The sequence below is a fragment of the Providencia rettgeri genome (assembly GCF_023205015.1).
GTDB classification, from domain to species: domain Bacteria; phylum Pseudomonadota; class Gammaproteobacteria; order Enterobacterales; family Enterobacteriaceae; genus Providencia; species Providencia rettgeri_E.
Window position 1 is genome coordinate 2,048,659 of record NZ_CP096258.1, and the last position, 26,218, is coordinate 2,074,876.

General features: G+C 38.9%; 30 protein-coding genes. 20 read left to right on the forward strand and 10 right to left on the reverse strand.

Annotated elements, in window-relative coordinates:
• Positions 1 to 59: 59 nt before the first annotated feature.
• Positions 60 to 302, reverse strand: coding sequence for a helix-turn-helix domain-containing protein (locus tag M0M83_RS09405; RefSeq protein ID WP_125891005.1), 243 nt, complete (start codon positions 300 to 302; stop codon positions 60 to 62).
• A gap of 333 nt (positions 303 to 635) precedes the next feature.
• A complete protein-coding gene (locus M0M83_RS09410) occupies positions 636 to 1,331 on the reverse strand; it encodes an aspartate/glutamate racemase family protein (protein WP_125891006.1) in 696 nt (231 codons plus the stop codon).
• Positions 1,332 to 1,685: 354 nt separating this feature from the next.
• Here M0M83_RS09410 and M0M83_RS09415 point away from each other — a divergent pair, with 354 nt between their 5' ends.
• From M0M83_RS09415 to M0M83_RS09445, 7 genes are all read left to right on the forward strand, one after another.
• A complete protein-coding gene (locus tag M0M83_RS09415) occupies positions 1,686 to 2,027 on the forward strand; it encodes a hypothetical protein (protein WP_248468343.1) in 342 nt (113 codons plus the stop codon).
• Positions 2,028 to 2,265: 238 nt separating this feature from the next.
• Positions 2,266 to 2,454 (forward strand): stationary-phase-induced ribosome-associated protein, encoded by a 189-nt coding sequence (sra, locus tag M0M83_RS09420; RefSeq protein WP_125891007.1) that lies wholly within the window; start codon positions 2,266 to 2,268, stop codon positions 2,452 to 2,454.
• Between the two features lie 220 nt (positions 2,455 to 2,674).
• Positions 2,675 to 3,454, forward strand: a complete 780-nt coding sequence (locus M0M83_RS09425; protein ID WP_213912825.1) for a YaeF family permuted papain-like enzyme — start codon at positions 2,675 to 2,677, stop codon at positions 3,452 to 3,454.
• A gap of 572 nt (positions 3,455 to 4,026) precedes the next feature.
• Complete coding sequence (locus M0M83_RS09430; RefSeq protein ID WP_248468344.1) at positions 4,027 to 4,197, forward strand: hypothetical protein; 171 nt, start codon at positions 4,027 to 4,029, stop codon at positions 4,195 to 4,197.
• A 114-nt stretch (positions 4,198 to 4,311) separates the two neighbouring features.
• Complete coding sequence (locus M0M83_RS09435; RefSeq protein WP_248468345.1) at positions 4,312 to 4,740, forward strand: universal stress protein; 429 nt, start codon at positions 4,312 to 4,314, stop codon at positions 4,738 to 4,740.
• A gap of 126 nt (positions 4,741 to 4,866) precedes the next feature.
• Positions 4,867 to 5,202, forward strand: coding sequence for a hypothetical protein (locus tag M0M83_RS09440; RefSeq protein ID WP_125891009.1), 336 nt, complete (start codon positions 4,867 to 4,869; stop codon positions 5,200 to 5,202).
• Positions 5,203 to 5,371: 169 nt separating this feature from the next.
• On the forward strand, positions 5,372 to 5,809 hold the full coding sequence (locus M0M83_RS09445) for a universal stress protein (protein WP_102139662.1): 438 nt from the start codon (positions 5,372 to 5,374) through the stop codon (positions 5,807 to 5,809).
• Between the two features lie 58 nt (positions 5,810 to 5,867).
• On the opposite strand, the gene M0M83_RS09450 is transcribed toward M0M83_RS09445, so the two are convergent.
• Positions 5,868 to 6,161 (reverse strand): DUF5339 family protein, encoded by a 294-nt coding sequence (locus M0M83_RS09450; RefSeq protein WP_248468346.1) that lies wholly within the window; start codon positions 6,159 to 6,161, stop codon positions 5,868 to 5,870.
• A gap of 258 nt (positions 6,162 to 6,419) precedes the next feature.
• Between M0M83_RS09450 and M0M83_RS09455 the strand changes: the two genes are divergently transcribed.
• On the forward strand, positions 6,420 to 6,806 hold the full coding sequence (locus M0M83_RS09455) for a hypothetical protein (protein ID WP_248468347.1): 387 nt from the start codon (positions 6,420 to 6,422) through the stop codon (positions 6,804 to 6,806).
• Here M0M83_RS09455 and M0M83_RS09460 read toward each other — a convergent pair.
• Positions 6,803 to 7,444: a TetR/AcrR family transcriptional regulator gene (locus tag M0M83_RS09460; RefSeq protein WP_125891011.1), complete on the reverse strand. Its 642-nt coding sequence runs from the start codon at positions 7,442 to 7,444 to the stop codon at positions 6,803 to 6,805. The two genes, M0M83_RS09455 and M0M83_RS09460, sit on opposite strands and share 4 nt — an antisense overlap.
• A gap of 200 nt (positions 7,445 to 7,644) precedes the next feature.
• Between M0M83_RS09460 and M0M83_RS09465 the strand changes: the two genes are divergently transcribed.
• The 4 genes from M0M83_RS09465 to phoH all read left to right on the forward strand — a co-directional run bounded on the left by M0M83_RS09465 (position 7,645) and on the right by phoH (position 11,446).
• Positions 7,645 to 8,448, forward strand: a complete 804-nt coding sequence (locus M0M83_RS09465) for a threonine/serine ThrE exporter family protein (protein ID WP_248468348.1) — start codon at positions 7,645 to 7,647, stop codon at positions 8,446 to 8,448.
• On the forward strand, positions 8,448 to 8,918 hold the full coding sequence (locus M0M83_RS09470; RefSeq protein WP_125891013.1) for a threonine/serine exporter: 471 nt from the start codon (positions 8,448 to 8,450) through the stop codon (positions 8,916 to 8,918). Before M0M83_RS09465 ends, M0M83_RS09470 begins: the two co-directional genes overlap by 1 nt.
• A gap of 305 nt (positions 8,919 to 9,223) precedes the next feature.
• Positions 9,224 to 10,168 (forward strand): endonuclease, encoded by a 945-nt coding sequence (locus tag M0M83_RS09475; protein WP_248468440.1) that lies wholly within the window; start codon positions 9,224 to 9,226, stop codon positions 10,166 to 10,168.
• A gap of 492 nt (positions 10,169 to 10,660) precedes the next feature.
• Complete coding sequence (phoH, locus tag M0M83_RS09480; protein ID WP_125891015.1) at positions 10,661 to 11,446, forward strand: phosphate starvation-inducible protein PhoH; 786 nt, start codon at positions 10,661 to 10,663, stop codon at positions 11,444 to 11,446.
• Between the two features lie 73 nt (positions 11,447 to 11,519).
• Here phoH and zinT read toward each other — a convergent pair whose 3' ends face one another.
• From zinT to M0M83_RS09505, 5 genes are all read right to left on the reverse strand, one after another.
• The gene (gene zinT, locus M0M83_RS09485) at positions 11,520 to 12,164 is read right to left on the reverse strand and encodes a metal-binding protein ZinT (protein ID WP_213912850.1); all 645 of its coding nucleotides are present in this window, start codon (positions 12,162 to 12,164) and stop codon (positions 11,520 to 11,522) included.
• A 219-nt stretch (positions 12,165 to 12,383) separates the two neighbouring features.
• The gene (locus tag M0M83_RS09490) at positions 12,384 to 13,223 is read right to left on the reverse strand and encodes a siderophore-interacting protein (protein ID WP_248468349.1); all 840 of its coding nucleotides are present in this window, start codon (positions 13,221 to 13,223) and stop codon (positions 12,384 to 12,386) included.
• 213 nt (positions 13,224 to 13,436) lie between these two features.
• Positions 13,437 to 13,568, reverse strand: a complete 132-nt coding sequence (locus M0M83_RS09495) for a DUF2474 domain-containing protein (RefSeq protein ID WP_248468350.1) — start codon at positions 13,566 to 13,568, stop codon at positions 13,437 to 13,439.
• Positions 13,569 to 13,572: 4 nt separating this feature from the next.
• Positions 13,573 to 14,583: a cytochrome d ubiquinol oxidase subunit II gene (gene cydB, locus M0M83_RS09500; RefSeq protein ID WP_213912820.1), complete on the reverse strand. Its 1,011-nt coding sequence runs from the start codon at positions 14,581 to 14,583 to the stop codon at positions 13,573 to 13,575.
• Positions 14,573 to 15,910 (reverse strand): cytochrome ubiquinol oxidase subunit I, encoded by a 1,338-nt coding sequence (locus M0M83_RS09505; protein ID WP_248468351.1) that lies wholly within the window; start codon positions 15,908 to 15,910, stop codon positions 14,573 to 14,575. The genes cydB and M0M83_RS09505 overlap by 11 nt, the downstream gene beginning before the upstream one ends.
• Positions 15,911 to 16,158: 248 nt before the next feature.
• Between M0M83_RS09505 and M0M83_RS09510 the strand changes: the two genes are divergently transcribed.
• Positions 16,159 to 17,583 (forward strand): PLP-dependent aminotransferase family protein, encoded by a 1,425-nt coding sequence (locus tag M0M83_RS09510; RefSeq protein WP_125891020.1) that lies wholly within the window; start codon positions 16,159 to 16,161, stop codon positions 17,581 to 17,583.
• A 95-nt stretch (positions 17,584 to 17,678) separates the two neighbouring features.
• Positions 17,679 to 18,245, forward strand: coding sequence for a HutD/Ves family protein (locus M0M83_RS09515; protein WP_213912818.1), 567 nt, complete (start codon positions 17,679 to 17,681; stop codon positions 18,243 to 18,245).
• Here M0M83_RS09515 and M0M83_RS09520 read toward each other — a convergent pair.
• Positions 18,242 to 18,853 carry a LysE family translocator gene (locus M0M83_RS09520; protein ID WP_248468352.1) on the reverse strand — a complete coding sequence of 204 codons (612 nt, stop codon included), beginning with the start codon at positions 18,851 to 18,853 and terminating at the stop codon, positions 18,242 to 18,244. The two genes, M0M83_RS09515 and M0M83_RS09520, sit on opposite strands and share 4 nt — an antisense overlap.
• Positions 18,854 to 19,013: 160 nt before the next feature.
• On the opposite strand from M0M83_RS09520, the gene M0M83_RS09525 reads away from it, so the two are divergent.
• The 6 genes from M0M83_RS09525 (at position 19,014) to M0M83_RS09550 (ending at position 26,145) form a co-directional block, all read left to right on the forward strand.
• Positions 19,014 to 19,487, forward strand: coding sequence for an Lrp/AsnC family transcriptional regulator (locus M0M83_RS09525; RefSeq protein WP_125891023.1), 474 nt, complete (start codon positions 19,014 to 19,016; stop codon positions 19,485 to 19,487).
• Between the two features lie 580 nt (positions 19,488 to 20,067).
• Positions 20,068 to 21,432 (forward strand): radical SAM protein, encoded by a 1,365-nt coding sequence (locus tag M0M83_RS09530; RefSeq protein WP_213912815.1) that lies wholly within the window; start codon positions 20,068 to 20,070, stop codon positions 21,430 to 21,432.
• Positions 21,422 to 22,111: a TorD/DmsD family molecular chaperone gene (locus M0M83_RS09535; protein WP_125891025.1), complete on the forward strand. Its 690-nt coding sequence runs from the start codon at positions 21,422 to 21,424 to the stop codon at positions 22,109 to 22,111. The genes M0M83_RS09530 and M0M83_RS09535 overlap by 11 nt, the downstream gene beginning before the upstream one ends.
• Before the next feature lie 29 nt (positions 22,112 to 22,140).
• Positions 22,141 to 24,723, forward strand: a complete 2,583-nt coding sequence (locus M0M83_RS09540) for a molybdopterin-dependent oxidoreductase (RefSeq protein WP_125891026.1) — start codon at positions 22,141 to 22,143, stop codon at positions 24,721 to 24,723.
• Positions 24,724 to 24,736: 13 nt separating this feature from the next.
• Complete coding sequence (locus M0M83_RS09545; RefSeq protein WP_125891027.1) at positions 24,737 to 25,279, forward strand: DMSO/selenate family reductase complex B subunit; 543 nt, start codon at positions 24,737 to 24,739, stop codon at positions 25,277 to 25,279.
• A gap of 11 nt (positions 25,280 to 25,290) precedes the next feature.
• On the forward strand, positions 25,291 to 26,145 hold the full coding sequence (locus M0M83_RS09550; protein ID WP_248468353.1) for a dimethyl sulfoxide reductase anchor subunit family protein: 855 nt from the start codon (positions 25,291 to 25,293) through the stop codon (positions 26,143 to 26,145).
• Positions 26,146 to 26,218: the final 73 nt, after the last annotated feature.

The following is a 26,218-nucleotide window of genomic DNA, read 5'->3' on the forward strand; positions in this document are numbered from 1 at the left end:
GAGGTCTCAAGTTTAACGATTTCAATGCAAGGCACAATTTGCGTGATAGTAACGTACACTCATACACTTGGTTGTGCGTTGACGTAAGTATCAAAGAAGGTTTTGATATCTATATTGAGTATTTTAGAGAGTATCATAAGGTGCTCAATAAATATGGGAAGGCTCCCATCTTCATATTTTATATATGATTTTTCAGATATAGATATTAGTTCTGCCATTTTTTTTGTCGTAATTTGTTGTTCTATACGCTTTTTTTTAATGAGTTCACCCAGTACTGCATTACCAACATTATTTTTATTCATAGTAACCTGTTATTAAGCTTGATTTTGACTTTTTTATTATCTTAGATGGAAGATTATATTCAATGGGTAATAATCTGTAAAATTAAGAGGAGGTATATCTAAGATGATAAAGTTGAAATTAAACCTTATAGTATAAGTATAGTAAATTATGATAAAAATAACACGGTTATATTTTATAATCTAGAGGTGAAAGATACTGAATATGAAATTCTATTAAATAGCATAAAATACTATTTTCTACTAGATGATATGTTAATTTTGATACTATTATTTAACATAGGTTATTTTTAGCTATAGTTATTTAAGATAAGATCTATTGTTAATTAAATCTGATTATACAGACAGTACTACCTCTACCACTTTTTGAGCATGAATAGCGGTGGTATCAAAGATTCTTGCTGTAGTATCATCTTGATTAATAAGTAATGTTATTTCAGTACATCCTAAAATGATACCTTCAGCACCATTTTCTATTAGTTTTGCCATTATACGCTGATATTCTTTTTTAGAATTGACATCGATTTTCCCTAAACACAATTCATTATAAATAATATCATGAACTGTCTTTCTATCTTTCTCGTTAGGTATTAATACATCCAAATTAAACTTATCAATTAATCTTTGTTTATAGAAAGGTTGCTCCATAGTAAAAGCGGTACCTAAGAGTCCAATCTTTTTAATACCTGATTGCATAATTCGGTCACCAGTTGCATCTGCGATATGTAATAAAGGAAGACCCGTTTGTGATTCTATGTATGGTGCAACTTTATGCATAGTATTGGTGCAAAGGACAAGAAAATCGGCGCCTGCAAGCTTTAAGCGCTCCCCTGCATCAGCTAAACATTGTGCCGCTAAATCCCATTGCCCGTTAGATTGGTACTGTTCTAATTCTGCGAAATCAACACTATATAAAACAATTTTAGCAGAATGCAAGCCACCTAGCTGTTGTTTTATGCCTTCGTTAATTTGTTGATAGTATAGTAATGTTGATTCCCAACTCATACCGCCTATAAGGCCAACAGTTTTCATTTTTGAGCTCCTGCTATTGTATTGTTTTCTTACTATACTGATTGTTTACAAAGAAAAACAAGAGAAACCAGAAAGTTTTTTCGGAAGATGAAGGGAAGAAAATAGCTGTAATATTAAACACAAATTAACACTACATCTTAAATGGTTTTTATATTTGATATATTGAGGAAAAAAAAGGATAAATATAAAAATTTTACGTTTTAAAGATGGATTTAAATTGATATCTGGTTATCATCATAATGAATATTATCTCCACAAAACTGGACATATATGGTGAGAATGAAAATGAATTTCTTCAAAGTAATCATTGCGATACTGGTTTTTGGTGCTGCATTTTTGTTAGGAGCACTTTATATGAAGCCAACCCAATTAAGTTTAGTTGAGCAGGTGAAAAAGAATGTTTATGATGTTTTAGCGTATCCACAAGCGGCAAAATTTAGGAATATTGAATATCATTTTTCTCGCTACACTGCGGATAATGGTAAGGTAGGTTATGTTTGTGGGGAGGTCTATCGATATAAAAATGAAAAGCCTGACGGGTTTAAGCGCTTTATTGTTAAATCGTATACTAATGACAACGGCCGTATGGATATTTCAATTCCATTTATTGATGGAGGGCATGAAATATTATTGCCAGAACAAGTTAATCAAATTTGGAATGATAAATGCTCGAGTCCTGCTTCACCATTAGAGTAGGAAATAAATTTTCGAATATAGAATATATAAGAAAATACCATGGGCTGCATGGTAACGCAGTGAAACTAATAAGCAAAGCTGGATTATATATTACTGGTTTAGTGTTATACTAAATACGTTACACTTTGTTTTGTTATTTTTATGAAACAAAAAAAAAGCCTTTGTGGTCAACGATGACTATATTTTTTGATATTCATTTTTTAATGAATTTTTAATTTAGTAGTTTAAGGAGTCGATAATGGTTAGTAATAATAGTGCACGTCGTTTGTTAGGTATGCCTTATAAATTAAGTCGTTCTAAGAGGAATATACGTGTATCGTTAGGTTCAAAAGATAATGCGATAGTCGCGGTGCAAAAAAATAAAGCGACAGAAAAGAAAACATATCATTCAGTAACTGTGTTTTACCCAGAATATGTTATTAGTTAATTGAATGGATGTAACCCTCTAGATTCACTAGGGGGTTTAAGTTATTTTATCCGAACTAGAGTTTTCTTATTAAATTACATTAGCTCATTTCTATATACCCTCTTTATGAGTCATTTTATGAGTATTCTATTACAAAAAATAAACAGTAGTCATAAAATAGATTAAGCGATATTATCTGCATTAATTAAAAACTAAAAAAGATGACTGTCGGTGTTGTAGAATGAAATTTTATTGTTGCCTTCTACTTTTATTTTGTTTTTCTCTTTCAGGATGCTCTACTCAGTTTAAGTCTGATGAAGAAACTAATCGTTTGAAATTTAATATTCAACAAGCAAATACTGTTCCTATTGGGGATTCTGTAGAGACGTTGGCTGTTTCGGATATGTTACCAGGCGATATTCTTTTATCATCTGCTACAGGGTTAAATTCATGGGGAATTCGATTATTTAGTATTAGCGGGGTAAGCCACGCATCTATTTACTTAGGGCTGGGGGAAGTCGCAGAATCTGTAGGAAGTGGGGTTAGGATCATTACATTAGACCAAGCAGTGAAGGATTCTAATAACATGGTCGTATTGAGACAAGCCGGTTTAACATCATTACATGCAGAAAAATTACGTGAATTTTCGGTTCAAAATAATGGAAACAAGTATAACTACAAAGGTATTGTGATGATTGCTCCTTGGATGATCACAAAAAGAGTATGCGAACTTCCATTAATTGGTGAAACGATACGTAATTTTTGCTTAAGAACTTTAGCGACAGTTCAATTAGGCGATGATATAGACCAAGCTAATGGTTTCTTTTGTTCACAGTTTGTCTTAGATGCTTATAAATATGCGGGGATCCCATTGTTTGAAGGGAATTCATCATGGATAACACCTGCAGATATATTACATATGCGTACAGGCGATGTACCGACTTTTATGCCAACTCAACGTTTATCGTATGTTGGGCATTTAAAATCATGGAGCTTTAGTAGTGCAATAAGCAGAAAATAAATGGGTAATTTAAACCAAAAAAAAGGCCAACATATAAAGTTGGCCTGCTAAACTGGAAGCAATGTGAGCAATGTCGTTTGTGATAAACTTGAGTGATTTACTCAAGTATTCACAAGGTAAAAGATAACCATTCTCATTTAAGAAATCAACCCCTTTTTTTATGTAGTTACTTCTTTCATTTTCTCATCTTAATTCATTTTTTTGTTATAAAAAACAATGCATTGCAGATTTTGATCTAATAAAAATCACTTTTTTGACAAAAAAAATTTAAAAAAAAACGATTAATGAGATTATTCTTGCTGAGATTAATCATTAATAGGCGTGTTTATGATGCGAAAATTAAAGGTGGGTGTCGTCGGCTTAGGTGCTATTGCACAAAAAGCCATTCTTTTTATCTTGAGTTGTTAAAGCTACCTTTAAAACCAATAGAAGAGGGGAGCCAATAGTTAACTTGCGAACAAGAAGGGCTTGAAGGTGTTAAACATTTTGCACTTTGGCCTATAGAACAAGCAGCCCAATCGTGTTTTAGGCAAAGTGAATGGCCTGAAAAGATACCGATACCGCAAAGTTGGATGGAATTTGAGGTTGCCGACATTGAAAAAATTACGAACAGTTGCCTTAAGGAAGGTTATATCTTATTAGTTAATAATCGAATAGAGCCATGGGGACATACAGTAACAAGGTTATTAAGCCCAGAAGGTATGTTAGTTGGTTTAACGGTGATGCCATGGCTAAGAGAATAGTCGGTTTTTATTTGTAGCTAGAGATCTCATTTATCTTTGTGGATAAGAGACATTTATTAGTAATTGTTTATAATTTTGTTGTAGAACTTCATTTTAACTATTTTAGGAGGGGTTATGTATAAAACGATTCTGGTCCCTATCGATTTAACCGAAGATGAATTAACCAGTAAAGCCGTTCGTCATGCCGTTAATCTAGCAAAACAATCGAGCGCTAAAATTCATCTTATTCATGTTTTACCCATTTCATCAGCAATTATTAATGCGTACGCTTTAGGTTACATGGAAATAAAAGACCGTGCGACAGTGAAAGCGGAAGAAGACATGAAAATGTTAATGGATTCAATTGATTTACCTCATGATGGCGTGAGTTATACGATAACGTTTGGTTCTCCACGAGATGAGGTGATTAATACAGCAAAAGATATTAATGCAGATATTATTGTCATCGGCTCTCGTCGCCCAAATATTACAACTCATCTTTTAGGGTCAACGGCTGCAGGTATAGTGCGTTACGCGGAAACATCCGTGTTGGTTGTACGTTAATAATTAGAGGAGAACCTGCTAATAGGGTAGGTTCTTTTTTTATTTCATTATTGGTATTGCTAATTCTATTAGTTTTATCATTCAAGTTGATTTATCTTACTTATAACAAGGTGAGTTTGAGTCAGTATGGAAAAATTTTCGCAAGAATTACTGCGTATTGAACACTTTGTTCTGAGAGTTTTGCGTTTTTATTTACTCGGGCTGTTGATCTTTTTTCTTGGGTTATTACCCGGTATCATCGGCTTTTATTTTATTGAAGGCCACTCAGTTGTTGAGTCAATGCTTAATGCCTTGTCAATGTTGAGTGGGCAAGCTATTGAGCCCTCTCCGATTACTCGAGGAGGTCGTTTCTTTATCGCTATTTATGGTTTATTTTTACAAAGCGTTTTTATTATCAGTATTGGATTAATTGTAACGCCTTTCATTCATCGAATTTTGCATAAATGGCATTTAGAAGAATAATTTTTTGTTGTAATAGTAAGGGGCTTCACAGCTTTTTTAGTGTAGTAAGACTATACTTTGAAAGATGAAAAGGAAAATATTCACCCGCTACGCCTAATAACTAAGTTGTAAAAATACACAACAATACAACTTGAATAAAAATGTAAACACAATTAATAAGGGGCATCATATGTATCAAACAATTTTGGTTCCCGTGGATATATCTGAAGATGTATTAACAGATAACGCATTAAAACATGCTATTTATCTAGCAAAAATCTCAAATGCGAAAATTCACTTGTTTCACTCAGTGCCGGATGTTTCAAGGTTTTCAATGAGCTACAGTTATCATTATGATTTATTATCTTCATTTGCTAAAAAAGCCCTTGAGCGTTCAGAAGAACAGCTAAAAGAAATCATTGAAAAAATTGATTATCCATCAGATAAAATCTCTTATAAGGTTGAGTTTGGCTCACCAAGAGATAAGGTTTTATCGGAAGCTGAGGCAATTGATGCTGACCTTATTGTTATCGGCTCACGTAACCCAAGTATTTCAACGCATTTATTAGGTTCAAATGCTTCTGGGATTGTATCCTATGCGAAGATCTCGGTACTTGTCGTTCGATAAAATAAAAATAGCCTGCAAGGTAATGCAGGCTATTTTTGTCTATTAAAAGCAAATAAATCTAAGGGGTTTTAACCGCTTCTTTGGCTTGCTCAATGGCCTTAAGTGCTTGGCTACAGGCTTGCTCTTGTGCATCGTCAGGGTAGCTAGCAAGGGCTTTTTTCGCTTCTTCTAATTGTGACTTCATTAATGCAATTTGTTCACCTGCATTGGCTTCATCTTTATATTGTTCTTCGGCTTGTTTAACAAGGTCGTTCATTTCTTTAAAATAAGTGTCACAGGTTACACCTGCATTTGCATTAAATGCAGTGAAAGCCATTAATAGACTAAATGCAATTGGAATCGTTTTTTTCATCGTATTTTCGCTTTCAAAATTCATAATATCGTCAGAATAACACCCCATATTCAAAAACGCACTATTCGAACACGTGAATGTTTTTAACTGATAAGTTTTTTCTACATATTGAGAATATTCCTGTTGGTCACTAACGACAATAGCATAATTTGCAAAACACAAATGATAATCATTCTTGACTGAGTGTAATGTAAAAGTGTACATTTAAGTACACTTTAAATAATGATAAAGAAAGAGATGATTATGATGAATAAAAATATGATAAAAACAGAAAATTGGCCGATCTGTGAGATGAATATATTTCCCTCTACTATGGATGAAACACGTTTGTGGTTAGAAGAGATGGATATGTTATTGGCGAGAAGAAATGAATTTGTCTTGATATACCCGCCAGTGGTTAAAAAAGAAAAACCATCATCAGAAGATATGCAAAGTATGAAATATGTGCGTCGTTGGTTGAAAGACACTAAAGAAGCGATGGAACAACATTGCCGCGCTCTTGTTGTTACCCTGCAACCGGATGGACGAGATAAAGAGGAGATGGAACGCATGGCACCTATGCTATCTGCGTTATATGGCCCCCAAGTTTTAATCGCAGCGGATGGAACAACAGCAAAAGAGCAGGCCCAATCAGTTTTAGCTTAGTTGACTGTGTTTTTACTGATTTTACGGATATAACTGGCGATGATATCAACGGACATAGCAATCTGCTGTTGAATAAACTCATCGCTGGGCTTGAAATCAGCAATACAGAAAGTGGTGATAAAGACATCCGCTTTTAGCATTTCTAGGTAACGTGAAGAAATACTTAATAATGTTTTTTCATCTACCTTAACGTCAGGAAGCAAAGCCAATTTCTGTGTTAATAAGCGATAGCTTTTTACTGGGCCTTGTTCAAAAAACGCGTGCGTTATTTCAGGGAAACGATTGTACTCACCTAAAATTAACCGGTATAACCCAATGGATTCAGGCTTAAGCACATTCAATAAAAATCGAGAGCCATAAAAAGAAAGTATGGACTCAATCGTATCTAGTGGGGGCGTTTTTTCATCAGGCTCCTGAAAAATATCATCAATCATAGATGCAATAACAGCGGCAAATAACCCTTCTTTATCACCAAAGTTTTTATATAACGTTGTTCGAGAGCCCCCAGCTCGTTCAATAATCATATCCAGAGTTGCGCCTTCAAACCCATATTGCAGAAAAATTTCAGTTGCCGCAGAGATCAAAGCCTGTTGACGACGTCGGCCTTTTGGGGTTTTAGCTGTAAGAGGGTTATTCATTAATGGTTAATCCTGCTATTTGTCTTCAAATAAGAAAGTAACATAACAAATTTTACTGAAATAGTTTAAATCACGTCACCTCAATCATAGATTTACCTGAAAGAGATCATCATTTAAGCTGATATTTGTCTTTATGATATTGATAAAGATTACCATGTTTAGGGTAATATCTGAATGGTTGTCACAATGTTGGGGGCAAGATGACAGAGTATGCATTAAATGAACAAAAAATAGATCAAAATGATCCCGTTAATCAGCAACGTGAAATAACTCGGCTCTGTATTGAGTGTGGTTTATTGTTACTGCAACATGGCGCTGAAAGTATGCTTGTCGAACAATTGACGACCCGTGTGGGCATTGCGCTTGGAGCAAGCCAAGTTGATAGTGCTATTTCATCTAATTCATTAGTTTTAACCACTATAATTGATGGCCGTTGCTTAACATCAACGCGACGTATTATTGACCGCGGTATAAATATGCATGTTGTTACTGAAGTTCAGCATGCCGTGATTTTAGTTGAGCACCATTTACTAGACCGAAAACAACTACAAAAGAAATTATCATCGATTAAACCATTACGTTATCCTCGATGGTTAATGGTTTTGATGGTGGCTTTATCTTGCGCTTGTTTCAGCAAATTGAATGGCGGGGGATGGGAGAGTGCGGCTATTACATTTTTAGCCAGTGGTTGTGCAATGTATGTTCGGCAAGTGTTAACCTCCCACCAAATGAACCCGTTAATTAATTTTTGTATTACTGCGTTTGTTGCGACAACCGTTTCCGGATTATTACTAAAAATACCGTATTTGGCGGTCACAGAAACAATTTCGATGGCTGCCAGTGTATTACTTTTAGTTCCAGGCTTTCCATTAATTAATGCAGTCGCGGATATGTTTAAAGGGCATGTCAATACTGGATTAGCGCGCTGGACAATGGCGAGCCTCCTTACTTTGGCTACCTGCATTGGCGTTGTATTAGCAATGACAGTCTGGGGGTTAAAATAATGGGCATAGAATTTTTATTCTCCTTATGTGAGAAAATGTTATTAGCGGCTATACCGGCGGTTGGATTTGCGATGGTATTTAATGTCCCTGTTAGAGCATTGAAATATTGCGCTTTATTAGGTGCGATTGGTTATGGTTTTAGAATGGTATTAATGGCTTTAGGGCTGCAAATTGAATGGGCAAGTTTTCTCGCAGCAATTTTAATCGGTATTATTGGTATTCAGTGGTCACGTTGGTGGTTAGCCCATCCTAAAGTCTTCACTGTCGCTGCAGTGATCCCGATGTTTCCAGGTATTAGTGCCTATATCGCAATGATTTCCGTAGTAAAAATATCGCAATATGGCTATGACCCAGAACTCGTTGAGGTCTTAGTCACAAATTTCTTAAAAGCGTCGTTTATTGTTGGAGCCTTGTCTATTGGTATTTCTTTACCTGGTTTATGGCTATATCGCAAAAGACCGAGCGTATAATTTTTACGGCTATGGTTTATTAGTATTTCTGTTATGTGTGTAAGCCAGACTTTACTTTTACTAATATGAGTTAGCTGCTCTATTAAAGCTGCATAAATTCTGATGTGGGTGTGACACATAAAATTGAGTCATCGCTGATATCATTAATGCTACTATTTGATTAGAATATGTGATGTTTCTTCTTGCACATTAATGTGTTAGAGGAAAAACTAACGTATTTACATTAATTCTTTGCATATATTCTTATTAGTGGTGTTATTTTGAAACAATTTAGCAGGTCCAAGTATTCTCAATTCGTTTTTTCGATTCTATTATTCATATTTTCCGCTTTTTCATTTTCCGCACCAAATTCGTTTACTGAAGCTAAAGTGTTAAGTAAAACACAGGTTTATGCAGACCAAAATCATCAAGGTGAGGGGACGATATACTGTGGATGCGAGTGGGAGTGGGTAGGAAAAAGCGGGGGAAAAGTTGATTTAGCCTCTTGCGGCTACCAAGTGCGTAAACAGCAGAACCGAGCTGAACGTATTGAATGGGAACATATTGTTCCAGCATGGGTATTTGGTCATCAACGTCAATGTTGGCAAAAAGGCGGGCGAAAAAACTGTGTATCTAGTGACCCTGTTTTTGGCCAAATGGAAGCTAATTTGCATAATTTAGCACCTTCTATTGGCGAGGTGAATGGTGATAGAAGCAATTTTAGTTTTGGCCAATTATCTGCTAATACACCGTACCCGTATGGAATGTGCCGTAGTCGAGTTGATTTCAAAGAAAGAGTCTTTGAGCCAAGAGATGAAGCTAAAGGGCAGGTGGCTAGAGTCTATTTCTATATGCATGACCGCTATAACTTGTCTATGTCACGTCAACAGCAACAGCTATTGATGGCATGGGATAGTCAATACCCACCAACCCCTTGGGAAATCATACGTGATAATCGAATCGCTAAAGTGATGGGACATCATAACCCCTTTGTGACAGGGGAAAAAAAGTGGCGTTTAAATCATAAAAATGGTGCGGAAGGCGTCAATATTTCCTCAGTTTCACTTTCAACTCAGCCTCAAACCATAAAAAATAAGCCGATAGTGTCAAATGTGGTTGAAATTAAAGGTAATCGTAATTCTAACAAATACCACTTTTCACATTGCCCTAGTTTCAATACCATCGCCGATAAAAATGCCGTTATTTTCATGGACGAACAAGCGGCTAAAGCTGCAGGCTTTCAGTTAGCGGGGAATTGTAAAACACGCTAATTATCTGATAAACCACAGTTGTTAATTCACTGATTACTGTGGTTTTATTTTTTATTTTTATTCGAGATAACCAAAGAGTTGAATAAATTTTCAGAATTTTGTTAGAAAAATGTTGCCTTATTAAAAAAAATGACGCTATATTTAAAGCAGATGAAAATTGCAATAAAAACATGGGCTCATTAAGGTACAAAAAATATTGCAGTTTGTCATATCACTGTCATATAGATTCATTAGTTTAGAAGTATCGCTGTTACAGGAGAAACTAATGGGAAATACGTGTCTATTCACACGAATTCGAAGCCGGTTATCACTCCATCATGAAATTTCCATGGTGAGATTGGTAACCGGTTTTTTTATTAGCCGACTTATGGCACCAAGTCACAGCCACAATCGATATTTGACCATTAACTTTGAGCTTGAAGGGAGCTCCTCTCTGTTTGGAATAGTCCGTCATTTGAATTGACATCACTGATACCGGGAAGGGTTAATACTATGAGTAGACAGAAAGCTGCTACAAAGGCACGTCGTGAAATGAAACGTTCATCTCGTAAAGATCGTTCAGGTCGTTTTGATATCAATAACGTCGCATCATTTGCTGAATATACAGGCATTGAAGCTATCGGTATGGCAAAAGAACGTCGTGATGAATCCCCTATATTGCCAAGAAATGAAGCTCAAAAACTCTATATTAATTCCATTAAACATAAGCAACTTATTTTTGCGAATGGTGAAGCGGGGTGCGGTAAAACCTATATCAGCACTGCACTGGCGGCTGATGCGTTAATCCATAAAGATATCAATAAAATTATTGTCACAAGGCCCGTTCTTCAAGCGGAGGAAGATCTCGGTTTTTTACCGGGTGATATGTCAGAAAAATTTGCACCTTACTTTCGCCCTGTTTATGACGTATTGGTGAAAAGGCTGGGAGCATCCTTTTTGCAATATTGTTTGCGCCCTGAAATTGCCAAAGTGGAAATTGCACCATTTGCCTATATGCGAGGTCGTACATTTGAAAACGCCGTCGTAATATTAGATGAAGCTCAGAATGTTACCGTCACTCAAATGAAAATGTTTTTAACTCGGCTTGGTGAAAATGTGACAGTGATTGTCAATGGCGACGTAACTCAATGTGATTTACCGGATGGTGTATCCTCAGGGTTGGCTGATGCATTACAACGCTTTAGCAGTGATGAAATGGTATCAATGGTGAATTTTACGATTGAGGATTGTGTGAGGTCACAATTGTGCCATAAAGCATTGCTGGCTTATAACGACTGATTATGACATTCATTAATCCAATGCCCTACGTTCGCTTGCAGGGCATAGGTTAAATCTTTATAGAGACAATTGATTAGTGGTAAAGCATTTCATGTACGATTTGCTCATCGGTGAGGGTGTATGGGTAATAGGTTGGCCAATTTTCTAGTTGGCTTAGTAATTTTTCCTGAGATTCGTTTCCCATATACAGGTGGAAATGCCCTGAAGTCTGAGGCTCAATAATATGGTCACTAAATTGGATAAATTTAGGTGCTTTTGAGTTTGTATCTTTGCATTCAAATAAGTAACGAACGCCTTTTTTCCCTGAAGTATAATGAAGAATTTTGTAACCCGCGTAGTCATATTTACAGCTGCTTACGTTCCCGTTTTGGGTAAATTCAATAACATCATTTTCAATGCCAATACTGTTAACATCGGTGGCATAGCCTTTTTTATAATATTCACGATACTCTTCAACCGTTTTGTCTTTATTTTTCTTGGCCTTACTTTCTAGAACCTCATCAAGTTTTCCATTTAATAGTAATGGATTAACAGATTCCCATACGCCTTGCCAATCGTTCAGAGACCTATCCTTGACGTCAGCATCGTCAAAAATCCCTTTTGAAGCTTGTAGCGCTTTCTCTGATTGTGGATGGGAGTGACTATGTGAACCATGAGCAACAGCGGTATAGCTAGTGAGCGCTAATGCAATATAAAGACTCGTTTTTAAAATTGCCATTTTGTACACAGTGGTTTTCCTATTTTTGTAGTGAATATAAAGATTATAAAAAAACCATTATGTTATAACATAACAAATGGTGATGTGAAAAGTATTTTAGGGAGTTTATTGTTGGGGAAAATAATGGCTAATAACTTGATGAAGGCATGAGAAATCAGGAAATAAGTTCGCTTATTAGCATTTATAGACCAATAAGCGAACTAAATATTTAAATTGAAGTTAATCGTCAGGGTTATCCATTACAGCATGGCGCTCATGATGGTAACCTTCTTCATCATAGCCATATCGCCAATAAGGGATCGCATAGATATCATCACGGCCAAAACCTTTTTCACGACGAATATAACGACGTAAATCACGAATAATTTGGTCTTCACCCGCAATCCAGAAAGCGCAGTCGCTGTTTGGGATCTCCCAAGACTTAAACGTGCTAATTAACTCTGCTGTTTTGCTGATATCACCACAGATCCAAATTACGTCAACGTGTTCAGGTTTTCTCAGCTCACGCACATCTTTTGGGTTATCTAACCGTAGCACGACTTTACCTTGGGCAGTTGCTGGCATTTTTTCTAATAATGCAGCGATAGCGGGTAGCGAGCTTGAATCACCGGCCATGAAATAATGTTGTCTGGCAGGCAATAATGGGTCTGGGCCACCAGGGTTGGTAATACCCATCCAATTTCCGGGTTTTGCATCACGAGCAAATAGGTATGCAGGGCCAGTTGTTCCATCATGCATAGCAAATTCAATATCAATCTCGCTAACCTCTGGGCGGATGGCTCTGACCGTATAGGTACGAACAAATGGGCGAGGTTTGTCTTCTGGCCAGCTACGGCCTTCTTTACTTAGGATAGGGAGTGCGGGCTGGCTGCTTAAATCAGGGGCTAAAAATATTTTCAGGTGCCCACCTTCACAATCAGTTGGGTATGTATTGAGTTTTTCACCGGTGAAAGTAATGCTGCGAATAGATGGGCTGATATCGGTAATGGATTTGACTTGAATGAGCTGTGGTGGAGCCGGGCGGTAGATGTTTTTTTCAACAGGTTGTTCAGTGGCCACGGACGATCTCCTTTATTAATGATAATTTTATTATATGGTAATTATTATCATTATCATGAATAACTTTGTAAGTTGCAACAGCTAGTGAGCGATTGGAAGAGGATATTTATACAGAAAGGTTTTCAACAGTAGGGAGGCAATTTACAGTGATGAGTTGTTGATTTTAATAAAAATGCCGTATGACTTTTAGTCTACGGCATATCGAAAGGTAAATTACTTCACTTTCATTCCAGCGGCGGTCATCATCAATTTGAATACTGACGAAAATGCAAACAATGCAAGTACACTTCCGAACCAGATGATAGCCATCCAACCGAGTTTTTTCCACCAAGGAGAGGTACTCACGTTATCAGTGGTAGCCTTGCTCTGGGGTGATTTTTCCTCTGAATACATAGTAACTCCAATAGGTATAAACCAAAATAACAGGAATAATGAATAACGCACCAACTAACATAAAGCCTAAACTTTCGGGTGGGCCTGCGGCATCACGGAAACTGACAGCGGGTGGGATGAGTGTCGGCCAAATACTGATGCCTAAACCCGTAAACCCAAGGAAAATTAACATTAAAGCTGCTAAGAATGGCACGCTATCGAACCGTTGGCGCTTAGCACTTTTTAGGATCAACCAAGTGCAGCCTAATACCAGTAATGGAACGGGTAAGAAGAAGAACAGGTTTGGTAGTGAGAACCAACGCTCAAAGACTGCGTCATTTAACATTGGAGTCCAGAAACTGATCACCGCAATTACCGCTAACATCAGTAATGTTAATGGCCGTAGGACACGATACATCGTGCTACGTAAGTGTCCCTCCGTTTTCATGATCAGCCAACCACACGCTAATAGCGCATAAGCAACTACGAGGCCAAATCCGCAAAACAGTGGGAAAGGTGCGAACCAATCGAAATAACCACCCATGTAAACACGGTTTTCCACATGGAAACCTTGGATAAAGGCACCCACGACGACACCTTGAACAAAGGTGGCGAAAATCGAGCCCCAAATAAAGGCATGGTCCCAATGACGACGGTGTGATTCATCCGCTCTAAAGCGAAATTCAAAGGCGACCCCGCGGAAAATCAAGGCTAACAACATGAAAGTTAATGGGATTGATAATGCATCAAGAACAATTGCATAAGCGAGAGGGAAAGCACCAAATAGAGCTGCCCCACCTAAAACTAACCAAGTTTCATTGCCATCCCATACAGGGGCAACGCTGTTCATCATGAGATCACGGTCTTGGCTGTCCTTTAGCGCAGGGTAAAGGATCCCAATACCTAAATCGAACCCATCCATAACAATATACATCAACATACTAAATACGATGATGACAAACCAAATGAGAGGTAAATCAATGCCCATGAGCTGCGTCCTCCGCGATACCTTTACGAATTAATTTCATCATGTACATATAGCCAATCCCGAATACACCACCATATACGACAAAAAAGGCGATCAAGCTGATGCTCATGTGCATTTCACCATGTGCACTGACCGCATCAGAGGTTCTTTGTAGCCCGTAAACCACCCATGGTTGACGGCCTATTTCGGTGGTAAACCAACCCGCCAGGATGGCGATCAACCCAGAAGGTGCCATTAAAAACATAAAACGTAAGAATGTTTTCGACTCATAAAGGTTTTTACGATAACGCAGCCATAAACCCCAGACTCCAGCCGCTATCATCAACAAACCGAGCCCAACCATCACACGGAATGACCAAAAGACCATAAACACGTTAGGCCTATCTTCTGGGGCATATTCTTTTAACGCAGGGACTTGTTTGTCGATGCTGTGGGTTAAAATCAGACTTGCTAAATAAGGAATTTCGATAGCGAATTCGGTTTTTTCTTTTTCTTGGTTTGGAATACCAAACAAGATAAGTGGAGTGGCTTCTCCGGGTTTGTTTTCCCAGTGTCCTTCCATTGCGGCGACTTTAACGGGTTGATGTTTAAGTGTATTTAGGCCATGAGCATCCCCAATTAAAGCTTGAGCAGGGGCTAAGAGCAAAATCAACCACAAGGACATGGAAAACATTTTTTTCATGGCGCTGGACTTGTTGCCTTTGAGCAAGTGCCAAGCCGCAGATGCACCAATAAAAAATGCCGCTGCAAGGAATGCTGCGGTGGTCATATGCAATAAACGGTAAGGGAACGATGGGTTGAAAATGACGGCCAACCAATCAACGGGGACAATACGACCATCGATGATTTCGAAACCTTGCGGTGTTTGCATAAAACTGTTAGATGCCAAAATCCAGAAGGTGGAAATGATGGTACCTAATGCAACCATACAGGTGGCAAAAAAGTGTAGTTTTTCACCCACTCGGTTCATGCCAAACAGCATGACACCAAGGAAACCGGCTTCTAAGAAGAACGCGGTAAGCACTTCATAAGTGAGTAGCGGCCCTGTAATACCCCCGGCAAAGTCTGAGAAAAAGCTCCAGTTAGTGCCGAATTGGTATGCCATGACCAAACCAGAAACAACCCCCATTCCGAAGTTAACTGCAAAAACTTTTGACCAAAAATGGAACAGTTTTATATAGTCTTCATCACGAGTTTTAAGCCATAAACCTTGTAGCACCGCAAGGTAACTTGCTAGCCCAATAGTAATGGCGGGAAAAATAATATGAAACGAGACCGTAAACGCAAATTGTATACGGGCAAGTTCCAGCGCAGTTAGTCCAAACATATTGACCCCTGAGTGGATATGTTAATGGCACGCAATATTTAACGTTCTGATGAGAGCAATTGATGCGCTGATCCTTAGCAAAAGGAATTGCTCACAAATGGAGTGCAAAATAACCGCAATCCAACGAAAAATGTTTTGTGCTTATAGTTAAAAAAAAGTCAGGTGAATGTGTGGATAAGTAGAACATGAGACGATAAACTATAATAGTAACAATTATTGGGATATTAACTATAACAGTTGAGGCGGCTATGACGAGATACGAACAATTAGCAGCGCAAATTCGTCAGCAAATTGAAGACAATATCTGGCAAGTGGGCGACAGATTACCTTCATTGAGGGAAAGTGTTAAACAGTCAGGTTTAAGCTTAATGACTGTCGTGCAAGCATACCAGCTGCTTGAAAGCCAAGGATGGGTCGTTGCTCGACCGCAATCAGGGTATTACGTGGCAAACCGCAATAACGCATTTGCTGCCGCAAAAGGAGGAAAAGGACTACATTTGAATGAAAATGTAGAGATTAACGCCTCTATTTTTGGTGTCCTACAGGCTTGTAAGGACCCGAATATTATCCCATTTGGCTCCGCATTTCCAGAGCCAGCTTTGTTGGATGATCCAAAACTCGCGAAATCACTCGCATCTGTTGCTAGGCGTTTATCTAAATTTAATACACCGGCTAACTTGCCGCCCGGTAATGAGCAACTGCGTCGTAACATTGCTCAACGCTATGCAACTCAAGGGATCCATGTCGCGCCCGATGAAATCGTTATTACTGCTGGGGCAATGGAATCTTTGGTTCTGAGTTTACAATCAGTGACTCAGCCAGGGGATTGGGTGGTTATCGAATCACCTGCATTTTATGGTTCACTGCAAGCAATTGAACGGTTAAAACTTAAGGCGATAGCCATTAAAACAGACCCACTATTTGGGATTGACCTTGATGCATTAGAGGATATTGTGAACAAATATCCGATTAAAGCCTGTTGGCTAATGACGCATTATCAAAATCCATTAGGCGGAACGATGCCGCAAACGAATAAAAGGCGTCTGGTAGATATCCTTAATAAACATCAAATTGCTTTAATTGAAGACGACGTCTATGGGGAACTTTATTTTGGTAGCAAACAACCAATACCTGCCAAGGGGCTAGACACCAAAGGTAATTTCTTTCATTGCTCTTCATTTTCGAAATGTTTAGCGCCGGGGTACCGAGTTGGTTGGGTTGCAGCAGGCCAACATGCGACAAAAATTCAACATTTACAAATGATGAGCACCGTTTCTGCCAGCGTTCCCACGCAATTAGCTATTGCGGAATACTTGTCATTAGGGGGATATGACAGCCACCTGCGTAAACTGCGTTTAACGATGGAACAACGTCAGCATCAAATGTTGAGTGCAATAGCAAAATACATGCCTTCATCAGTAAAAGTGAATACACCAAAAGGTGGGTATTTTTTATGGTTGGAATTTGAGCCGCCATTTAATGCTATTCGTTTATATCAGCTCGCATTAAAAGAGGGGATCAGCATCGCGCCTGGGAGTATGTTTTCCACAAGCGACCAGTTTAATCATGCATTTCGCCTTAATGCATCGTTCACATGGAATGAGAGGGTGGAAGAAGCAATGAAAACGTTAGGCCGTTTATGTCACTTTTTAATCAATGAGAGGCGTGATTAGTCACATTATCGTTGCTAATTCATTGCCTAGAAAGATTAACTTTGCGAATCTAAGTATCAAATTAAATGAATTAGCAGCAACAGGTGGGAGGTAATGTGAAAATAAAATGTTTTGATATAAAGGAGTTACCTATCCTGAATTGGTATGATGGTGCGGGGGCAAGCCAAGAAGTATTCTGCTGGCCTGTTGCATCAGACTATTCATTACGCGCAAGTATTGCCACCATTGAGCAAGATAGCCATTTAAAGCGCTATGCAGAAGGTGAAAGGTTGGTGGTGTTATTGAATGATCAGCCGCTTCTTTTAACTGATACAAAAGCGTTTGAGTGCCGACTTGAACGCGTTGGTGATCATGTTCAATTCTCAGCTCAGCAATTTTGTGCAATAAAAGTCTTACAGCCATCGGTTAAGTTAATGAATTTTATTTTTAGAGATGACAGGTGGGTGGCTAAAAGTTATTTCATCACTGAAGATTATAAGTTACCCGCCAACCAAGCGGGATTAGTCTACGTACTCAATGGCGAGTGGGATATTTCAGGTGCAAATTGCCACCTTTTGGCCCAAGGACAAGGTGCATGGTGGCTACCTGATATTGGTGAAGGAGAGATTAAACCACTTAGCACCGATAGCAAGTTGATCTGGATTGAATTATTACCTCGCTAACTGGTTGCTAAACCAATCGCCGCTAATGTTAGCATGCCACCCGCAACACCTTCAGTTATACGGCGTTTTTTATCATTATAAGCACGCTTATTATGCATGGATGCAAATAATGCACCTATCACGCCGTAGATCACGACACACGAAAGTATAAAAGTGGCTGAAAGTATCAAGGATTGAACGGCGACACTTTCTGTCAGTTTAATGAAGTTTGGTAAAATAGCGAAATACACCAGTAACCCTTTAGGGTTAAGGAAGCTAGTTAGAAAGGCTTTACCTATTACCGCTTTTGTTGACACAGTTTGGATTCTTAGCTCACCGGCTTTCATCGCAGATAATATCATACGAACAGCAAGATAAGTGACATAAGTGACGCCAACCCATTTGATGGTGTAGAAAATCAGGGGGGAAGCTGCAACAATCGCCGCTAAACCAAGCGCAGCTAGGATCGCATGTGCGCCATAGCCCAGTATAATACCTAAATTAGCTTTCAAGGCCGCAGAGGTTCCTCCCGATAACCCTTGTGCAGAAATAAACAGAATATCTGGGCCTGGCGTGCATACCAAAGGAATGACGGTTGCGCTGAATAAGAGTAAGGTCTGTAACTCCATTTTAATTCCTCATTGTTGTTCATCATTATTTCACGCAACTGGCCAGTAGCGATAAAAGTATAGCGATAATCCAATGATATTGGGTTTTTTTATTGCTTTAAAATAAACAAAAATTGGTATTTAATATCATTAATTAATATAAAGTTGAGTTTGAATTTCAATGAAGAAAAGTGAACTAAAATTGGATGCTATTGATAGACGTATCTTACAAGCTTTACAAAGAGATGGAAAAATTCAGAATATTGAATTAGCGAAAGAGGTCGGCCTTTCTCCGTCTCCTTGCTTACGTCGCGTGAAATTGCTCGAAGAGGCTGGGGTTATCAAGCGTTATGTGGCCGTGTTGGATGGAAGTAAAATTGGAGCGGGTCTTTCTTTATTTGCACGTATTTGGTTTAAAACACAAGATGCTAAGACCATCAACCAGTTCGTTGAAGACATTAAACTGATGCCTGAAGTCGTAGAATGCCATTTAATGGCAGGGGAATGTGATGCATTGATCCGTATTGTGACACAAGACTTAGCTTCTTATCGCCGTTTTCATGCAGACCATTTGACACAGATTAGCAGTATTCAGAGTATTAAGACGGAGGTGCCAATGGAAACGGTGAAGGTCACTTATGCTTTGCCGCTCTGATGAGAAGAGAGACTCCGTTTTATTTATTAGAAATAATTTTTTTATAAGAGAAAAACAATTAAATAATACAAAAATGAATAGATAATAAATTTTTGAATTTCAATCTTACAAATTGAAATATTATTTCGTTATTTTTAATATTAATGGATTATTTTGACTCTCTTTTTTAGATTGTCACCCAATTTTTTATTTTATTTTTATATAACGCTTTGTTTATTTAATGAGATAATTCTCATCTGTTCACAGCACTGCAGTGTACCCGTTGGGGGGATGCTGGAAAGGTTAGCTAATTAGTTGATATGTAAATAATGAAAGGGAAGTTTTTTTGATCCTGCGCAACATCATTTCACGTTAATTACTTATACTGTTAATAATACAAAATTAAAATAAATAATGTGAATGTTTCTTATTTAAAAAATATTTTCAATTTAATCAATAATAATGTACGCACTTATAAGCCTATTTCTAATTGTCATTGGTACTATCATACCCGTTTATTAGTTGATTATTTGCATCCTGAGCTTAATTGAAAATTCACCGAATAATAGGAACTATTTTCGTATAAATCGAAGGAAAATTTATGATTTATCCTATTACTGATAGAACAATATCTACAGTAAATAATCAAAAATTTAAGCGTTATGCTATCCGCTATTTAGATATTGAACAGCAAACACAGCAAGCAATCATAGAATATGGCCTCAATTTTGAAGCCCCTTTTGAACAGCAACGTGAGATTGACCAACTCAAACGAGATATAAAAAGTAAAGGCGCAATTTTTGCGAACAATGGAAAAAGTATACATTGTAATTGGTTATCAAGTGCTTGTGTGCAATGCCGCACAGGGGAAGGGAGCCACACCACATTTTTATCCTTGAAATGCCATCGTGATTGTTACTTTTGTTTTAACCCAAACCAAGAGAATTATCAGGAATTTCAACAGGAAATGCGTGATGCTGTTGGTGAAGTTGACACAATCGCAGAGCAAGGTTACCCACTCACCCATATCGCACTAACCGGGGGAGAGCCTCTACTTTTTCGCCAAGAAAGTATCGCATTTTTCCAAGCAGTCCAACAAAAATTACCTCAGGCTCATAGCCGGTTATATACAGCCGGTGACCCATTAGACCGTAATACCGCATTAGCTTTAGCGAAAGCAGGTCTACAAGAAATCCGCTTTAGTATCAAAATTGATGATCCTACAGAACGGATCACCAAAGTTTTACACCGTATCGCATTAGCGCGTGAAATTTTTCCCTCAGTCATGGTGGAGATGCCTGTTATCCCCGGAACAGAGCAGCAAATGTATCAGTTGCTTACTCAGCTTGATGATATTGGAATTGATGGTATCAATTTATTAGAGTTTTGTTTCCCGTTAACAAATAGTGAAGCCTATCAATCTCGAGGATTCAAACTTAAAAATCCACCTTATGAGGTGTATTACAACTATTGGTATGCAGGTGGATTAGCTGTTGCACAGAGTGAGTTAGCTTGCCTTCGAGTTCTCAAATTCGCACTAGAAAATCAATTGTCTCTCGGGGTGCATTACTGCTCTTTAGAAAATAAACATACTGGGCAGGTGTACCAAAGCAATGCTTTTTTTGAAAACAATGAACACATAATAGGAAAGCATTATTTTTTCTCTTCTCGGGATTATTTTTTTAAAAGTGCCAAAGTCTTTGGTGATGATTGTGAAAAGGTGGCAGTTTTACTGAAAAACGCTGGTGTTTCTTATCATCAAGAATTGCTACATGGATTTTTGCAGTTTAATCCTGAGGCAATAGGCTTATTAACCCCGCTAGGCAAACTACCTATCGCAGTGACCTCCCACATTATTGAACCCGATGAACAGGGAAATCCTTTAATTAAAGAAATCCGAATTGAGCTTACAACACCCACTGAATTTTTACTGACAGACCTGCAGGGAAATATTTATGACGAATGATGACCAAATTGTAGATTTTCTGTATGCACGTCAATTTGCTTATGACGTACTACGACGTTTGTTTATGGAAGAACCAACGCCTGAGCTATTAAATTATTTGAGAGACTCGGGGTTACTGTTATTTCCCTGTGATGATGCATTGCCCGCGATGAAAAACGCGATAAATGACATGCATAAAGACTTAAATACGAGGCAGTTACAAGCTAACAACGATGATTTCGAAAATTTGCATTGGGACTTTACTCGCTTGTTTATAGGCCCAGAAGCCCCGCCAGCATCGCCATGGGAATCGACTTATGTGTCTCGTGACAAACTGCTATTTCAAGAAAGTACGTTAGCAGTAAAGTCTTTTTATGAACAGTATGACGTTTATTTGCCAGAAGGTGATATGGAAGCCGCTGACCATATTGGCTATGAGTTAGATTTTATGTGGCATTTAAGTCTGCGCATTACTGAGCTTATTGACAGCGAAACAGGCCCTGTTGATTGGCCCAAAGTGAACGCGTTATTACTCGGGTCTGCAACATTCTTGAATACCCATTTATTGGCTTTTATAACGCCATTTTGCCGTTCAATGCATAACCACGCAGAAACAGTATTTTATCGTCAATTAAGTTCATTACTTGAGCTTTTTTTACGTAATGATATTAAAAAAATCAATGAGTTAGTCAATTTATAATAATAAAACAAAATGAAGAGGTAGAAGCAATGTCAGAAAGACAGAAAATAGCCTTAAGTCGCCGTTCATTTATAGCATGGACATCAGCGGCATCAGTGATGGCTACGTTACCGCTGAGTAAGCAATTACATGCGGCAACACCAGAGGAAGAAAAAGCGGTTGTGCAAGCCACTGACGCAGTCACTCAAGGAAAATGGAAGCCCGTGGCCTGTTGGCACAACTGTGGTGGTCGCTGTGTTAATAAAGCATTGGTGGTTGATGGCGTCGTTGTTAGGCAAAAAACCGATGATGTGGTTGCAGACTCCCCTGATTTCCCACAACAACGAGGTTGTTTGCGTGGGCGTTCACAACGTAAACAAGTCTTTGGCGCGGATCGGTTGAAATATCCAATGAAGCGTAAAGGCTGGGCTCCCGGTGGTGGGGATAAAAGCTTACGAGGACGAGACCAATGGGTGCGCATCAGTTGGGATGAAGCATTAGATATTGTGGCATCAGAATCGAAACGTATTAAAGAAAAATATGGTCAAGAATCTATTTGGATCACCGGCGGTAACGGTGTTGAAATCCAAAGCGTTTATGCAAAAGCAGGGGGATTTGTTGGCGATTGGGGAACAACCTCATGGGGCGCATGGTTTGAAACACCAGCTCATTTAGGATTACTTGAAGGGTTTTATACCTTTGGTACCAATGACCGTTTTGATATGCGTAACTCCCAGTTAATTGTGATGTGGGGCGCAAACCCTGCATGGAGTAGCCCAGGCAGCCCAACCTATAATTACTATCAAGCGAAAAAAGCGGGAGCGCGCTTTATTAGTATTGACCCAAGTTATACGACTACAGCGGAATTAATGGATGCAGATTGGTACCCTATCAACCCAGGTACTGACCATGCTTTAGCTCTGGGTATTATGTCTGCGTTATTAGAAATGGACAATCCTGACAACCCATTGATTGATTGGGATTTCCTGCGTCGTTGTACGGTTGGTTTTGATGAAAATAATATGCCAGCAGGTGCAGATCCAAAAGGGAACTTCAAAGATTATTTGTTAGGTACTTATACGGGAGAGCCAAAAACGCCAGAGTGGGCCTCTAATATTTGCGGCTTGTCAGCTAGCGACATTCGCACATTAGCGCGTGAAATCGGTGGTACCAACCGAGTTGCATTGCTTACTGGTTGGGCGCCTGCTCGAATTCATAATGGCGAAGGATGGGTACAAGCATTCTCAACATTAGGCTTTATGACTGGCCATATGGGGAGACCGGGCCGTATGACTGGCGTAAGCTGCCACTATGCTGCGGGGAACAATGGAACTCGTTTAGTCATGGCAGGAGCGAGTGGCTTACCTTCTGTGCCAAACCCAGTGAGTTTGAAAATTAACCATAACGAACTGAATCGTGCGTTGTTAGAGAAAAAATTCCGTCAACGTGGTGTTGGTGATGTGAATGCTAACATTCAAATGATCATTCATCCTTTTAATGCCACGTTACAGACACGAGCCAATATTTCCCAAAGCGTTGAAGCTTATCGTAAAGATATAGAGTTGGTTGTGACTGCGGCCTATGTTCCACATACTTGTGCGAAATATTCGGATATCGTCTTACCCGTAACTACGGAGTGGGAACGTGAAGGAACCATATTAAATCCAAGTAACCGCGAAGTTATTATAGCTGCGGTGAATGTAACACCACCACTTTATGAAGCAAAAAGTGACCAGTGGATCGCCAAAGAAATAGGTAAACGTCTTGGTATTAATGTCGATGAAGTTTTTCCTATTTCAGAAAAGCAACAATTCTTCAATAAACTTAATGGTGCAACAATTATTGGTGAAGATGGTAAGACAACTGAGCCACTAATAACAATTACCCAAGCGGATATTGATGAATGGCAAGTAACAGGTAAGCCGCAGCAAGGCAGGATCACCCTCAATGAATTCCTTACTGTTGGGAAATACCAAGTAGAGCGCTCCTCTGATGATAACTATGGTTATATTGCCTATGAAGATTTTATTCGTGACCCTCAGGCCAATCCACGACCAACACCAAGTGGAAAATTTGAAATTTACTGCCAAACATTAGTCGAAAAAGCGGATGAATGTGGCTGGACGAAATTACCACCAATTCCTGAATATATTCCGTCTGCAAGCGGTTATGAGGCAAGTTTTAGTGATTTCTCGAAGAAGGAAAAAGGGGATTATCCATTCCAAATCTATAATCCACACTACTTACGCCGCTCTCACAGTACGCTTGATAATGTGCCTTGGCTACGTGAACAATGGCCAAGCCCAATTTATATCAATGCCTCCGATGCAAAACGTTTAGGTATTAAGCACGGTGAAACTGTTCTGATCACGAGCCCACAAGGGAAGATTGTACGTCCTGCGTTGGTGACACAGACGATGAAACCTGGTGTTGTGGCGTTACCACACGGTAGTTGGACAAATGTTGATGAAAAAACAGGGATAGATATGGCGGGAGCCGACAATACGCTAACCATTCAAGTCCCGACAGGGCTGGGTACATCAGGGTGGAATACGATGCTATGTAATATCGAAAAATGGCATGGTGACCAGTTAGTTCCAGATGCTGCAATTCCACAGCGTATTATATTTTAGGGGGCAATGAGAAATGGATAAACAAGTCGGATTTTATATTAATGTTGCCACTTGCATTGGTTGTAAAACCTGTGTTGTTGCATGTAAAGACAAAAATGACCTTGAGGTCGGACGCAACTTTCGTCGTGTGTATGATATTGAAGTGGGGGAGTATCCACGTCCTCGGACTTGGCACTTGTCTATTGCCTGTAACCATTGTGATGACCCGCAATGTGTCAGCCATTGCCCTACTACTGCAATGCACAAGCGAGAAGAAGATGGGGTTGTATTAGTCGACCATGATAAATGTGTTGGTTGTCGTTATTGCACATGGGCTTGTCCATACGAGGCGCCTCAGTTCGATGCCAGTATTGGTATGATGACCAAGTGTGACACTTGCATTGACCTACGTGAAAAAGGCGGAAATCCAATGTGTGTTGATTCTTGCCCTATGCGTGCGATTGAGTTTGGCCTTATTAGCGAATTACGTAAAAAGTATGGCACAAATGCGGATATCGCAGGGTTACCTAGTTCAAGTATTACCAAACCGAACCTTGTTGTCGGTACAAAAGGATAAGGAGAATTATCATGCATGAATTTCCATTGGTGATTTTCACCTTATTTATGCAAGCTTCTGTGGGGTGCTTGCTCGTCTCATTAGTCTGCTATTTTCGTGTGCTTGAAGGCGGAAATAACCAACAAAGCGTCCAGTTTATCAAACTGCCTATTTTAGCAAGTTTTGTGTTGGGTTGTGTTGGGTTGCTAGGTTCATTATTTCATATGGGTAACCCGTTACACATGTTTTATACCATGCTGCATGTGTCTACTTCATGGATGAGCCGTGAAGTGTGGGCAACGGCAATTTACATGGGGCTACTATTTTTCAGTGTTGCTCTGTTATTGCTTAAGCAAAAAGCGAATGCGCTGCTACTGTTGCTTAGTGCGTTAGCCGGTATCATCTATATGTATGCAATGTCAGCCTTATATGCTCACACCTTGTTTAACCTATGGAATGGTTTATTTACCTACGCCAGTTTCTTTGGTGCAGTATTATTACTGGGTGGTGTGGTAGCCGCATTATTACTTGTAGGTTCTTTGCGCCGCGATGGTAAAGAAGAGCAATTAAAACGAGTGGTTAAAATTGCATTAGGTATCGGCGTTATTGGGATCTTACTGATGCTATTGGGCGCGTTATCTCTTCTAGGAAACATAGGAGAGCCTGTTTATATGGGAATGACGCCGCGTGAACTCCCAGATGGCTTAGTGAACTTAAGTATTGTTAGGGTCATACTTGTTGCATTAGGTATCGTATTTGCGGGCCGTTTACTGTGCCAAAAAAAGGGACACACTGTAAATGCAACATTCGTCATGTCACTTGCAACGCTCTGTATTTTTGCGGGTGAAGGTGTTGGCCGAGTGGTATTTTTCTCTCTAGGCGGTTAATTCCTTTAGAGACAAAATGATATTCGCCTCTAATTATATAATGTTTACCAATAATGTGAACCGAGGGATCTCC

Bases quoted from the DNA above. Each gene is read 5' to 3' on its own strand.
- M0M83_RS09405 (WP_125891005.1), bottom strand. From the start codon at position 302: ATGAATAAAAATAATGTTGGTAATGCAGTACTGGGTGAACTCATTAAA.
- M0M83_RS09410 (WP_125891006.1), bottom strand. From the start codon at position 1,331: ATGAAAACTGTTGGCCTTATAGGCGGTATGAGTTGGGAATCAACATTA.
- M0M83_RS09415 (WP_248468343.1), top strand. From the start codon at position 1,686: ATGAAGCCAACCCAATTAAGTTTAGTTGAGCAGGTGAAAAAGAATGTT.
- sra (WP_125891007.1), top strand. From the start codon at position 2,266: ATGGTTAGTAATAATAGTGCACGTCGTTTGTTAGGTATGCCTTATAAA.
- M0M83_RS09425 (WP_213912825.1), top strand. From the start codon at position 2,675: ATGAAATTTTATTGTTGCCTTCTACTTTTATTTTGTTTTTCTCTTTCA.
- M0M83_RS09430 (WP_248468344.1), top strand. From the start codon at position 4,027: ATGGAATTTGAGGTTGCCGACATTGAAAAAATTACGAACAGTTGCCTT.
- M0M83_RS09435 (WP_248468345.1), top strand. From the start codon at position 4,312: ATGTATAAAACGATTCTGGTCCCTATCGATTTAACCGAAGATGAATTA.
- M0M83_RS09440 (WP_125891009.1), top strand. From the start codon at position 4,867: ATGGAAAAATTTTCGCAAGAATTACTGCGTATTGAACACTTTGTTCTG.
- M0M83_RS09445 (WP_102139662.1), top strand. From the start codon at position 5,372: ATGTATCAAACAATTTTGGTTCCCGTGGATATATCTGAAGATGTATTA.
- M0M83_RS09450 (WP_248468346.1), bottom strand. From the start codon at position 6,161: ATGAAAAAAACGATTCCAATTGCATTTAGTCTATTAATGGCTTTCACT.
- M0M83_RS09455 (WP_248468347.1), top strand. From the start codon at position 6,420: ATGATAAAAACAGAAAATTGGCCGATCTGTGAGATGAATATATTTCCC.
- M0M83_RS09460 (WP_125891011.1), bottom strand. From the start codon at position 7,444: ATGAATAACCCTCTTACAGCTAAAACCCCAAAAGGCCGACGTCGTCAA.
- M0M83_RS09465 (WP_248468348.1), top strand. From the start codon at position 7,645: ATGACAGAGTATGCATTAAATGAACAAAAAATAGATCAAAATGATCCC.
- M0M83_RS09470 (WP_125891013.1), top strand. From the start codon at position 8,448: ATGGGCATAGAATTTTTATTCTCCTTATGTGAGAAAATGTTATTAGCG.
- phoH (WP_125891015.1), top strand. From the start codon at position 10,661: ATGAGTAGACAGAAAGCTGCTACAAAGGCACGTCGTGAAATGAAACGT.
- zinT (WP_213912850.1), bottom strand. From the start codon at position 12,164: ATGGCAATTTTAAAAACGAGTCTTTATATTGCATTAGCGCTCACTAGC.
- cydB (WP_213912820.1), bottom strand. From the start codon at position 14,583: ATGGGCATTGATTTACCTCTCATTTGGTTTGTCATCATCGTATTTAGT.
- M0M83_RS09505 (WP_248468351.1), bottom strand. From the start codon at position 15,910: ATGTTTGGACTAACTGCGCTGGAACTTGCCCGTATACAATTTGCGTTT.
- M0M83_RS09510 (WP_125891020.1), top strand. From the start codon at position 16,159: ATGACGAGATACGAACAATTAGCAGCGCAAATTCGTCAGCAAATTGAA.
- M0M83_RS09520 (WP_248468352.1), bottom strand. From the start codon at position 18,853: ATGGAGTTACAGACCTTACTCTTATTCAGCGCAACCGTCATTCCTTTG.
- M0M83_RS09525 (WP_125891023.1), top strand. From the start codon at position 19,014: ATGAAGAAAAGTGAACTAAAATTGGATGCTATTGATAGACGTATCTTA.
- M0M83_RS09530 (WP_213912815.1), top strand. From the start codon at position 20,068: ATGATTTATCCTATTACTGATAGAACAATATCTACAGTAAATAATCAA.
- M0M83_RS09535 (WP_125891025.1), top strand. From the start codon at position 21,422: ATGACGAATGATGACCAAATTGTAGATTTTCTGTATGCACGTCAATTT.
- M0M83_RS09540 (WP_125891026.1), top strand. From the start codon at position 22,141: ATGTCAGAAAGACAGAAAATAGCCTTAAGTCGCCGTTCATTTATAGCA.
- M0M83_RS09545 (WP_125891027.1), top strand. From the start codon at position 24,737: ATGGATAAACAAGTCGGATTTTATATTAATGTTGCCACTTGCATTGGT.
- M0M83_RS09550 (WP_248468353.1), top strand. From the start codon at position 25,291: ATGCATGAATTTCCATTGGTGATTTTCACCTTATTTATGCAAGCTTCT.